Origin of the sequence: Microvirga sesbaniae (genome assembly GCF_025460805.1) — a bacterium.
GTDB classification, from domain to species: domain Bacteria; phylum Pseudomonadota; class Alphaproteobacteria; order Rhizobiales; family Beijerinckiaceae; genus Microvirga; species Microvirga sesbaniae.
The window spans coordinates 272774-283544 of the sequence record NZ_JAMXFJ010000003.1 but is presented as its reverse complement, the minus strand read 5'-3'; the positions used below and the strand labels follow the sequence as shown (position 1 = coordinate 283544).

The following is a 10771-nucleotide window of genomic DNA, read 5'->3' as shown; positions in this document are numbered from 1 at the left end:
GCGCGGCGGTGTTTTTGGATGCTCACCCCACCCCCCGGGGGGGGGCGCGGGGCCCCCCGCCGCTCCTCCTTCAGATCGCCCAGCGGTGCGAATCCGCCGGGTCAGTTGGGGCCGAGGCCCCTAACCCTGCCCATGAGCAGCGGGACAGCGAGACGATGAACTTTGTAGCGACAGGCATAGGCGCGGGCCTCGTATCGGCCCTTCTGACCGCGGTGATCGTCAAGGCGACGCCGCTGGCCGCCGTGCTGTATCTCCTGGCTCCCATTCCCGTTCTGATCGTGTCGCTCGGCTGGGACCACCGGTCCGGCCTCGTGGCGGCTCTCGTGGGCGGCCTCGCGATCGCCCTGATCCTGTCCCCGCTCAGCGGACTGGGCTTCGCCCTCATCACCGCCCTGCCCGCCTGGTGGCTGTCCTATCTCGCCCTTCTCGGGCGCTCCGGGGCGGACGGGACCCTGGAATGGTATCCGGTCGGCCGGCTTCTCGCCTGGATCGCCGCCACGGCCGCGCTCACCATCATGGCGGCGGGCGTGATCTCGACGGCGGGCGATTTCAGCGCCTTCGACCAGAATGCCCGCGCGGTCGCCGAGACCTTCGTGAATTCCCAGTTCGGCACCTCGGGACCCGGCGCGCTCGACGCGGAGACCCGCGAGGAACTCGTCGGCCTCTTCGCCCGCCTGACGCCGTTCCTGTCGGCCCAGGGCTTCGCCACCGTGCTGGCGCTCTATCTCTGGGCGGCCGCCCGGATCGTGCAGGCCTCTAAGCGTCTGCCGCGCCCCTGGCCGTCCGTGCCGGAACTGGTGATGCCGCGCTCCGCCGGGCTGATCCTGATCGGCTCCCTCGTGGTCGCCAGCTTCGAGGGCTTCATCGGCGCCCTGGGCATGGCCCTGTCCGGCGCCTTCCTGATGGCGTTCGCCCTTCAGGGCCTCGCCGCCATTCACGACCGCACGCGGGGCAAGTCTGGCCGTTCCTTCATCCTGTCGGCCCTCTACGTGCTGATCTTCGTCACCCAGGGCATCCTGATGGTCGCCCTGGCCCTGTTCGGCATCGCCGACACCGTCTTCGGGCTGCGCCGCCGCTTCGGCTCGCGTCCGAACCCACCGCCAACCCTTTCCACCTGATCACGAACCTAAAGGAGACAACCATGGAAGTGATCCTTCTCGAGCGCGTCGCAAAGCTCGGTCAGATGGGCGAGACCGTGAAGGTCCGCTCCGGCTACGCACGCAACTTCCTCCTGCCGCGCGGCAAGGCCCTGCGCGCCACGGATGCCAACAAGAAGCACTTCGAGGCTCAGCGCGCCCAGCTCGAGGCCCGCAACCTCGAGCGCCGCAAGGAAGCCGAAGTCGTCGGCGAGAAGCTGAACGGCCAGAGCTTCATCATTCTGCGCCAGTCCGGCGAGACCGGCGTGCTCTACGGCTCGGTCTCGACCCGCGACCTCGCCGAGATCATGACCCAGAACGGCTTCACGGTTGATCGCAACCAGATCGCCATCAACCAGCCGATCAAGACCATCGGCCTGCACAATGTGCCGGTCGTCCTCCACCCGGAGGTCGAGGTCCAGGTGACGATCAACGTCGCCCGCAGCCCCGAGGAAGCCGAGCGTCAGGCCCGCGGCGAGCAGGTCACGACCCGCGAGGAGACGAACCTCGACGACCTCGGCCTGGAGGTCGGCGCCGCCCTGGCCGAGGCCGGTGGCGACGAGGAGCTCTGAGGATTCGCTGCCGTCTCCGGCGGCAGGACCTCGATAGCACCCGCCCCACGTCATCACCGGCCTTGTGCCGGTGATCCCGATCCCAGGGAGCGCCGAGCTCCTCCGACCGGGACGGCCGGAACAAGCCCGGCCATGACGGCAGGTGTGGAGATCCAAGCTGGAGCGATTGCTCGAGTTCTTGATTTGTTCTAAAATCGCGCTCTCCGTCGATTCGACGGGGAGCGTTTTTCTTTTGGGTTCGAGGCTTGCGCGAGAGTCAAGCTGCGACGCCCGCAGAAGGAGGAACGGTGTGAGAATCGAGGACAGCGAGGACAGCTCGGGGAGAGTCCCGGCTTCGTGTCCGCCCGGCAACCTTTAGGACACCAATTGCGGTCTAAGAGACTCTAACCCTTTCCTGTTTTCGGAGCGCCCGATGGCCACCGCCAATGCCCTGATCGCCCGCCTCGAAACCGCCGAGCCGCAGTTTCGGACGCCCCCCAGCAACATCGAGGCCGAACAGGCTCTGCTGGGAGCGATTCTGGTCAACAACGACGCCTATTACCGGGTCTCCGACTTCCTCGAGGCCGGCCACTTCATCGAGGATCTGCACCGGCGCATCTACGAGGTGGCGACGAGCCTGATCAAGGCCGGCAAGATCGCCACCCCGATCACCATGAAGACCTTCCTGGGCGACCAGGATCTCGGCGGGATCACGGTGTCCCAGTACCTCGCCCGCCTCGCCGCCGAGGCGACCACGGTCATCAACGCCGAGGATTACGGCCGCACGATCTACGACCTGGCGATCCGCCGCAACCTCATCAATATCGGCGAGGACATCGTCAACAACGCCTTCGACGCGCCGGTCGAGAACTCGCCCCGGGAGCAGATCGAGGAGGCGGAGCGGCGCCTCTACGCGATCGCCGAGACGGGCCGGTCCGACGGGGGCTTCCAGCGCTTCTCCGACGCGCTGACCTCGGCGATCGACATGGCGGCGGCGGCCTACAAGCGCGAAGGGGCGCTCTCGGGCGTCTCGACCGGGCTGATCGATCTCGACAAGTCCCTGGGCGGCCTGCAGCCCTCGGACCTGATCATCCTGGCCGGGCGCCCGGCCATGGGCAAGACCTCGCTGGTGACGAACATCGCGTTCAACATCGCCAAGGCCTACCGGGCCGAGAAGCAGCAGGACGGCCATCTGAAGACCGTGAACGGCGGCATCGTGGGCTTCTTCTCCCTCGAAATGTCCGCCGAGCAGCTCGCGACCCGCATCATCGCGGAGCAGTCCGGCGTGCCGTCCTACAAGATCCGACGCGGCGACATGCGGGAGGACGATTTCTACAAGATCACGGAGGCCGCCCGCGAGATGCAGTCGATCCCGTTCTACATCGACCAGACCGGCGGCATCTCCATCGCGCAGCTCACCGCCCGCGCCCGGCGCCTGAAGCGCCAGCGCGGCCTCGACATCCTGATCGTCGACTACCTCCAGCTTCTGTCCGGCTCGGCCAAGAAGGGCGAGAACCGGGTGCAGGAGCTCACCGAGATCACCACGGGGCTCAAGGCGCTCGCCAAGGAACTGGCGGTCCCGCTCATCGCCCTGTCTCAGCTCTCCCGTCAGGTGGAGGCCCGCGACGACAAGAGGCCGCAGCTCGCCGACCTTCGTGAATCGGGTTCGATCGAGCAGGACGCGGACGTGGTCATGTTCGTTTACCGCGAGGAGTACTATCTGAAGAACAAGGAGCCGAAGCCCGGCACCGAGGAATATTTCAAGTGGCAGTCGGAAATGGATCAGGTCCACGGCAAAGCCGAGGTCATCATCGGCAAGCAGCGTCACGGTCCCACGGGCACCGTGCAGCTGGCCTTCCAAGCCGACATCACCCGCTTCACCGACCTTGCGGATGAAGACAAACTTCCCGAACGGATTGGCGATTGACCGAACTCACCTCCCACAAAACCACGGCCGGCAGCATCCCCGAGACCGCCGCCGGCGGCATCCTGCACGTCGATCTCGATGGTCTGGCGTCGAACTGGCGCACCCTGCGTGACAAGGCGGGCGGCGCCGAGACCGCCGCCGTCGTCAAGGCGAACGCCTACGGCATCGGCATCGAGCAGGCCGTTCCGGCCCTCGCGGGGGCCGGCTGCCGGACGTTCTTCGTGGCGCATCTGAGCGAGGCGGTCCGCGTGCGCGCGGTCGCGCCCGGGGCTGCCGTCTACGTGCTGAACGGCCTGTTTTCCGGCACCGGCCCGACCTATGCCGAGTTCGACCTGCGTCCCGTTCTCGGCTCCTTCGAGGAGATCGAGGAATGGGCCGGGTTCTGCCGGGCCGAAGGCCGGAAGCGGAAGGCCGCGATCCATGTGGATACCGGCATGAACCGCCTCGGCCTCACCGTCCCGCAGGGACTGGAACTGAAGGGCCGGTCGGAGCTGAAGGATTTCGACACCTCCCTTCTCATGAGTCATTTCGTGAGCGCCGAGGAGAGCGCCAACCCGCTGAACCGGCAGCAGATCGAGGCTTTCGAGGCCGTCCGGTCGTCCCTGCCCGGCATTCCCGCATCGCTCCCGAACTCGTCCGGCATCTTCCTCCCCGACAGGCCCGGCTACGATCTCGTGCGTCCGGGCTACGCGCTCTACGGCGGCAACCCGACCCCGGACCGGGACAATCCCATGAAGCCGGTCGTGGGCCTCGAGGCCCGCATCGTGCAGCTGCGCTGGGTCGAGGCCGACCAAACGGTCGGCTATAACGGCCGCTGGCTCGCGCTGGAAAAGCGCCGCATCGCGACCCTGTCGGTCGGCTATGCGGACGGCTATCCGCGCGCGGCGAGCGCCCGGGGCAAGAGCGGCGACGAGCTGCTCGCCGGCATGACCCTCGTGGCGGGCCGGCCCTGCCCGTTCGCCGGCAACGTCTCCATGGACCTGATCACCGTCGACGTGACGGACGTGCCCGAGAACGAGATCCGGCGCGGCGACACCGTGACCCTGATCGGAGGCGATCTCACCGTCGACGAGGTCGGACGCCGGGCCGGCACCATCGGATACGAGATCCTGACCGGTCTCGGGTCACGCTACGCCCGCGCCTACCACGGAGGCCAGGGCTGATGGCCAAGCGTCACCCCTCCTTCGTGTGCCAGGAATGCGGCGCGGTCTACAACCGCTGGAAAGGCAAGTGCGAGGCCTGCGGCGGCTGGAACACCATCGCCGAGGAGGCCGGTTCCGCGTCCCCCATGGCAGGCCCGGTCTCGACCCGCCCCTCCCGCGCCAAGGGCCGGATCTTCCCGCTCGAAGGCCTCTCCGGCGAGACCAAGGAGGCGCCGCGCACGCCCTCGGGCATCGCCGAGCTCGACCGGGTCACCGGCGGCGGCTTCGTGCATGGCTCGATCATCCTGCTCGGCGGCGATCCCGGCATCGGCAAGTCGACCCTCCTCATGCAGGCCTCGGCCGCGCTCGCCAATCGGGGCGAGCGGGTCGCCTACATCTCGGGCGAGGAGGCGGTCGCGCAGGTGCGCCTGCGGGCCGAGCGCCTCGGCCTCGGGCAGGCGCCGGTCGAGCTCGCCTCAGAGACCAATGTCGAGGACATCATCGCGACCTTGAGCCAGGGGCGTCCGCCGGCGCTGGCCATCATCGACTCCATCCAGACCATGTGGACCGAGACGGTGGAATCGGCCCCCGGCACGGTCACCCAGGTGCGCGGCTCCGCCCAGGCCCTGATCCGTTTCGCCAAGACCACCGGAACCGCCGTGATTCTCGTCGGCCACGTGACCAAGGACGGGCAGATCGCCGGCCCGCGCGTGGTCGAGCACATGGTCGACGCGGTGGTCTCCTTCGAGGGCGACACGGGCCACCATTTCCGGATCCTGCGCGCGGTTAAGAACCGCTTCGGCCCGACCGACGAGATCGGCGTGTTCGAGATGTCCGACCAGGGCTTGCGCGAGGTCTCGAACCCGTCCGAACTGTTCCTGGCCGGCCGCGACATGGCGACGCCCGGGACGGCGGTCTTCGCCGGCATGGAGGGCACCCGCCCGCTCCTCGTGGAGATCCAGGCCCTCGTGGCGCCGTCCTCGCTCGGCACCCCGCGGCGCGCCGTGGTCGGCTGGGACCAGAGCCGCCTGTCCATGGTGCTTGCGGTGCTCGAGGCCCATGGCGGCCTGAAGCTCGGCATGCACGACGTCTACCTCAACGTGGCCGGGGGCCTGCGCATCACCGAGCCCGCCGCGGACCTTGCCGCCGCGGCGGCCCTGGTCTCGTCGCTCTCCGGCAATCCGCTCCCGCCCGATACGGTCTATTTCGGCGAAATGGGCCTCTCCGGGGCCATCCGGCCGGTGGCCCAGGAGCAGGCGCGTCTGAAGGAAGCGGCGAAGCTCGGCTTTTCAGGCGCCGTCGCACCGGCGCCGCGCGTGGAGAAAGGCAAGCCGGAGAGACTGCCCCTCGCGGCATCCTCCATCGGGCATATCACCGATCTGGTCGCGGGCATCGCCGCGCGCCGGCGCAAGGCCTCCTGAGCTCCGTCCCGCCAGGCGTCCTAGGCCGACCGGCTGACTTGATCGACAAATGATATGATGTAACATATTGTACTAGATATTCATTGGCGGACGCCGCGACCGGCCCGCGATTCTGGAGGCGACATGGCGACGGTTTACCTTTCGAACGCGACGGTGATCGAGAACCCTCGGATCGGCACCATCGTGGGCTTCATCGGCGTCACCGGAGAGGGCGCCACCGAGAATGCCCGGTTCAGGCTGATCGATCCGGGCAGCGGACGCTTCGAGATCAAGGAGCTCTACCAGGAAGGCATCGTGAATTTCGTGCTGGTCGTCAAAAACAACGTCAGTGGCGACGGCAGCAGCCTGTTCGACTTCGAGAACGACGCCCTCAATCATTTCACCTTCCGGATCGCCGCCACCGACGGGGGAACGCCCATCGGAACGACGACCCTCACCGTCACGGTGACGGACAACACGGCTCCGACCGGACTCATCCTGTCGAACAGTTCCGTGGTCGAGCATGCGCAAGCCGGGACCGTGATCGGCTCCCTCTGGCCGTCCGATCCCGACGACGACGACACCTTCACCTTTACCCTGACCGACGATGCCGGCGGACGCTTCGCCATCAGGGACGGCAATCTCGTCGTGAAGGACGGCTCGATGCTCGATTACACGAGCGCGCAATCGCACCAGATCACCGTGGAGGTGAGAGATTCCGACGGGAATGCCTATACGACCAGTCTGACCGTCGACGTGTCGGATGCGGTGGACATCCGGAGCGACCTGGCGGCGAAGGACGGGTTCCTCGGCACGGCCGGGGCGGACCTGCTCACAGGGCTGTCAGGCAACGACACGCTCTACGGCTTTGCCGGTGACGACACGCTCAATGGCGGCGCCGGCAAGGACCGGCTCTACGGCGGCGACGGTCATGACGTGTTCGTCTTCGATACCCCCGTGAAGAAAGGCCATTTCGATCGGATCGAAGATTTCAACGCCGCCGACGATACGATCCAGATCAGCCTTTCCGCCCTGAAGGCGTACAAGGCGAAAGGAGCCAAGGAGGGCGATGGGACGGCGAAAAGCGGCTCGGACGACAAGGGCGGCACGAAGGGCGTCAGCTTCGACAAGGTCTTCCGCAAGGGCCACAAGCTTCAAAAGAAGTTCTTCGACATCGGCACGAAATCCGGTGAAGGTCCCGGCGGCGCGGACGACTACGTCTTCTACAACAAGAAGAGCGGCATCGTGTACCTGGATCTCGACGGCTCCGGCAAAGCCAAAGGGATCGAGATTCTGAAGGTGAAGCCGGGCACGACGCTCGGCGCCGACGACTTCCTGTTCATCTGAAGGCGGACGGCGTCTCGACCTTGCCCATGCGCGGCCCGCGCAGAACCGAGCCAGCCGCGGACCCGGTCGTGGTGCTCCAGCCGCCGGTCGCGTCTCTCCCGCCCGACACGTTCCGCTTCGGCGGACCGGGCCGCTGGCTGTCGAGGAGGCGCAGACGGGCCTGGGCAGCGGGATCGGCCGTCCGGCGGCACGACATCGTCGCCCCAATCGGCGGGCTCATGGTTCAGATCGAGGCTGACCGACAGACAACCGCAGGGGCCTAGGTCCGGGCAGGCATGTGACTAGACCTTTCGGCCGCATTGACACCTTAGAACCGCTCCAGGAAAGTGGTCCTTCGGTGCCCGTTCAGGGTACCTCGAAAGAAGTATCGGACCAGTCCGCAAGCCATTTTACAGGAATTCCATGGCGACCATTGTCATTTCGCCCATTCTGGACGTGCCGGAGAACCCGGAGCCCGGCCGGGTCATTGCAACCCTCACCGTCAACGGCGCCACAGCCGATGAAACCTTCACGTTCACTCTGTCCGACGACCTGGACGACCGGTTCGAGATCGCCGGCAGCGAACTGCGGGTGAAGACGCCGGGTCTGTTCGATTACGAGTCGAGCCCGAATGTGTTCACGCTCTCGATCGCGGCCACGAGCACAAGCACCGTCACGCCGACCACGGTGGAGACTGTCTCGGTCACGGTCAACGTCACCAACGGCGCGGAAATCGTGACCGGCACCACCGGCAACGACAACAAGCTCTATGGAAGCGCCGACGCCGACATCATCAACGGCCTGTCCGGCAACGACAGGCTCAAGGGATTTGCCGGCGACGACACCCTCAACGGAGGCGCCGGCAAGGACTTCCTCTTCGGCGGCGACGGCGCGGATACCTTCGTGTTCGACGCCCCCTTCAAGAAGGGCCATTTCGACCACATCGAGGACTTCAAGTCCGGACAGGACAAGATCGTGTTCGATCTCGACGCCCTGAAGACCTTCAAGGTCAAGGCGTCGAAGAGCGATGTCCTCGACTTCGCCAAGAAGGGCAAGCCCGACAAGAAATCCTCGGTCGGCCTCGACAAGGTCTTCAAGGAAGGCAAGCTGGAGAAGAAGTTCTTCACCGTCGGGACCGCGTCCAAGGACGGGAACGACTATGTCGTCTACAGCAAGAAGAGCGCGACGGTCTCTCTCGACGTGGATGGTTCGGGCGGTGCCAAGCCGATCGAGATCCTCAAGCTGAAACCCGGCGCCGCCCTCGCCTTCGGCGACATTCTGTTCATCTGAGGTCCCAAGAGGCTACGAGCTCGGGCTCCGGCGGTCTCCGCCGGGGCTTTTTCATAGGAGAGCGCTCGCCCGGAAGACCCCTCGAAGGCTTGACGAACGGGACCGGCACCCCATCCGTTATGGTGCCCGCCGTCCCCGCGCCGTGGGCGATGGCGGCACGAGCCCGCCTGCAGCAGGAGTCTCACCGTGACAGAGCAGAACCTCCAAGTCCTCCTTGCCTCGCGTCCGACCGGGCGCCCGTCGCCGGACAATTTCGAGTTCGTGCGGACGCCGATCCCGAGCCCCGGCGAAGGACAGGTCCTGCTCAAAATCCGTTATCTCTCCCTCGACCCCTACATGCGCGGCCGGATGAGCGCCGCGAAATCCTATGCCGCTTCGGTGGAAATCGGGCAGGTCATGGAGGGAGGCACCGTGGCCGAGGTGCTGGAGAGCCGCCACCCCGACTATGCCGCGGGTGACTGGGTCCTGTCCTATTCGGGCTGGCAATCCTATGCCCTCTCCGATGGGACCGACCTGCGCAAGCTCGATCCGCGGCAGGCGCCCGTCACGACTGCCCTGGGGGTGCTCGGGATGCCGGGTTTCACCGCCTATGCCGGGCTGCTCACCCTCGGACAGCCGAAGCCGGGCGAGACGGTCGTCGTGGCCGCGGCGAGCGGCCCGGTGGGATCGGCGGTCGGCCAGATCGCGCGCATCAAGGGAGCCCGGGCGGTGGGCATCGCGGGCGGACCGGACAAATGTGCGCTGGTGCGGGACGTGTTCGGATTCGACACCGCCGTCGATCACCGGTCCCCGACCTTCGCGGAGGATCTGCGCAGCGCATGCCCCAACGGAATCGATGTCTATTTCGAGAATGTCGGCGGCAGGGTGTGGGAGGCGGTGTTTCCCCTGCTGAACACGTTCGCGCGCATTCCGGTCTGCGGCCTCGTGGCGCAATACAACAGCACGGGTCCGTTCGACGGGCCCGACCGTCTGCCGGTCCTGATGCGCGACGTGCTCACCAAAAGCCTGACGATCCGCGGCTTCATCCAGAGGGAATTCCATGCGCAGCGCCCGGACTTCTACCGGGACATGGCGCAATGGATCGCCGAGGGCCGCGTCAAGTACCAGGAGGACATCGTCGACGGGCTCGCGAGCGCGCCCGAGGCCTTCATCGGAATGCTCGAGGGTAGGAATTTCGGCAAGCTGATCGTGCAGGTTTCCTGAGCGGCTGCCGCCTCCGGCCCTCTTCGCACAGCCTGCGCGCGTTCAAGGGTGACGAAAGCCTTTCTTAACGCTATAGAGCCAAGGCTTCGAACCCGCGAAGGCGGCTCCATTCCTGTTCTATTGCGTAGGCCCGGCCCATGCCCGTTTCCGTTCTGGACCTCGTCGTCATCGGTATCGTCCTGATCTCGGCCCTTCTCGCTGCCGTGCGCGGCTTCACCCGCGAAGTGCTCGCGATTGTCGCCTGGGTCGTGGCGGCGGCCGCAGCCTGGTACCTGCATCCGACGGCTCTGCCGATCGCGCAGCAATATATCAGCAGCAACACGGTGGCTCTCGTGGCTTCGATCGGAGGCATTTTCGTCGTCACCCTGATCATCGTGTCGATCATCACGGTGCAGATCTCCGATCTGATCCTCGATTCCCGCATCGGGGCCCTCGACCGGACGCTGGGGCTTTTCTTCGGGGCGGCCCGCGGCTTCCTCATCTGCGTGATCGGCTGGGCCTTCCTGGGCTGGCTGCTCCAGGGCAAGGAGCCCGAATGGGCGGCCTCGTCGCGCACCCGTCCGGCCATGGAGAACACCCGCGACAACATCATCGCCATGCTGCCGGAAAATGCCGAAGCCCTGATCCAGCGGCTGCGCAACAAGGAAGCGCCGGCGGATGCCGAGCCGGCCGAGCCCGATCCGCAGCGGCCGGCCGCTCCGGCTGCCCCGGCGGCACCGCCAGCCCCACAGCGGCGCAGCTAGCGCGCCGAACGATGCGCCGCTCCGGTGAGGTGCGGCGTTCCCGGCAATCGTGA

At 66.5% G+C, this 10771-nt stretch carries 10 protein-coding genes; 9 read left to right on the top strand and 1 reads right to left on the bottom strand.

The window, feature by feature from the left end; genetic code table 11:
* The first annotated feature begins 155 nt into the window (after positions 1 to 155).
* The 6 genes from OCW50_RS06600 to OCW50_RS06575 all read left to right on the top strand — a co-directional run bounded on the left by OCW50_RS06600 (position 156) and on the right by OCW50_RS06575 (position 7503).
* Positions 156 to 1118, top strand: a complete 963-nt coding sequence (locus tag OCW50_RS06600) for a DUF2232 domain-containing protein (RefSeq protein WP_262296885.1) — start codon at positions 156 to 158, stop codon at positions 1116 to 1118.
* Positions 1119 to 1141: 23 nt separating this feature from the next.
* On the top strand, positions 1142 to 1708 hold the full coding sequence (rplI, locus tag OCW50_RS06595; RefSeq protein ID WP_262296884.1) for a 50S ribosomal protein L9: 567 nt from the start codon (positions 1142 to 1144) through the stop codon (positions 1706 to 1708).
* Between the two features lie 412 nt (positions 1709 to 2120).
* Positions 2121 to 3614: a replicative DNA helicase gene (locus tag OCW50_RS06590; protein WP_262267811.1), complete on the top strand. Its 1494-nt coding sequence runs from the start codon at positions 2121 to 2123 to the stop codon at positions 3612 to 3614.
* Positions 3611 to 4777 (top strand): alanine racemase, encoded by a 1167-nt coding sequence (gene alr, locus OCW50_RS06585; RefSeq protein ID WP_262296883.1) that lies wholly within the window; start codon positions 3611 to 3613, stop codon positions 4775 to 4777. Before OCW50_RS06590 ends, alr begins: the two co-directional genes overlap by 4 nt.
* Positions 4777 to 6177, top strand: a complete 1401-nt coding sequence (gene radA / locus OCW50_RS06580) for a DNA repair protein RadA (protein WP_262267813.1) — start codon at positions 4777 to 4779, stop codon at positions 6175 to 6177. The genes alr and radA overlap by 1 nt, the downstream gene beginning before the upstream one ends.
* Before the next feature lie 123 nt (positions 6178 to 6300).
* A complete protein-coding gene (locus OCW50_RS06575) occupies positions 6301 to 7503 on the top strand; it encodes a putative Ig domain-containing protein (protein WP_262296882.1) in 1203 nt (400 codons plus the stop codon).
* Here the strand turns inward: OCW50_RS06575 and OCW50_RS06570 are convergent.
* A complete protein-coding gene (locus OCW50_RS06570; protein WP_262267815.1) occupies positions 7496 to 7723 on the bottom strand; it encodes a hypothetical protein in 228 nt (75 codons plus the stop codon). The genes OCW50_RS06575 and OCW50_RS06570 overlap by 8 nt on opposite strands.
* A gap of 182 nt (positions 7724 to 7905) precedes the next feature.
* Here OCW50_RS06570 and OCW50_RS06565 point away from each other — a divergent pair, with 182 nt between their 5' ends.
* The 3 genes from OCW50_RS06565 (at position 7906) to OCW50_RS06555 (ending at position 10718) form a co-directional block, all read left to right on the top strand.
* Positions 7906 to 8772, top strand: a complete 867-nt coding sequence (locus OCW50_RS06565) for a calcium-binding protein (RefSeq protein ID WP_262296881.1) — start codon at positions 7906 to 7908, stop codon at positions 8770 to 8772.
* Between the two features lie 186 nt (positions 8773 to 8958).
* A complete protein-coding gene (gene curA, locus OCW50_RS06560; protein ID WP_262296880.1) occupies positions 8959 to 9975 on the top strand; it encodes an NADPH-dependent curcumin/dihydrocurcumin reductase in 1017 nt (338 codons plus the stop codon).
* A gap of 137 nt (positions 9976 to 10112) precedes the next feature.
* Positions 10113 to 10718 carry a CvpA family protein gene (locus OCW50_RS06555; protein ID WP_262267818.1) on the top strand — a complete coding sequence of 202 codons (606 nt, stop codon included), beginning with the start codon at positions 10113 to 10115 and terminating at the stop codon, positions 10716 to 10718.
* Positions 10719 to 10771 lie beyond the last annotated feature (53 nt).

Excerpts from the sequence above, each read along its gene's own strand:
- OCW50_RS06575 (WP_262296882.1), top strand. The coding sequence starts at position 6,301 with ATGGCGACGGTTTACCTTTCGAACGCGACGGTGATCGAGAACCCTCGG.
- OCW50_RS06570 (WP_262267815.1), bottom strand. The coding sequence starts at position 7,723 with ATGAGCCCGCCGATTGGGGCGACGATGTCGTGCCGCCGGACGGCCGAT.
- radA (WP_262267813.1), top strand. The coding sequence starts at position 4,777 with ATGGCCAAGCGTCACCCCTCCTTCGTGTGCCAGGAATGCGGCGCGGTC.
- rplI (WP_262296884.1), top strand. The coding sequence starts at position 1,142 with ATGGAAGTGATCCTTCTCGAGCGCGTCGCAAAGCTCGGTCAGATGGGC.
- OCW50_RS06600 (WP_262296885.1), top strand. The coding sequence starts at position 156 with ATGAACTTTGTAGCGACAGGCATAGGCGCGGGCCTCGTATCGGCCCTT.
- OCW50_RS06565 (WP_262296881.1), top strand. The coding sequence starts at position 7,906 with ATGGCGACCATTGTCATTTCGCCCATTCTGGACGTGCCGGAGAACCCG.
- OCW50_RS06555 (WP_262267818.1), top strand. The coding sequence starts at position 10,113 with ATGCCCGTTTCCGTTCTGGACCTCGTCGTCATCGGTATCGTCCTGATC.
- OCW50_RS06590 (WP_262267811.1), top strand. The coding sequence starts at position 2,121 with ATGGCCACCGCCAATGCCCTGATCGCCCGCCTCGAAACCGCCGAGCCG.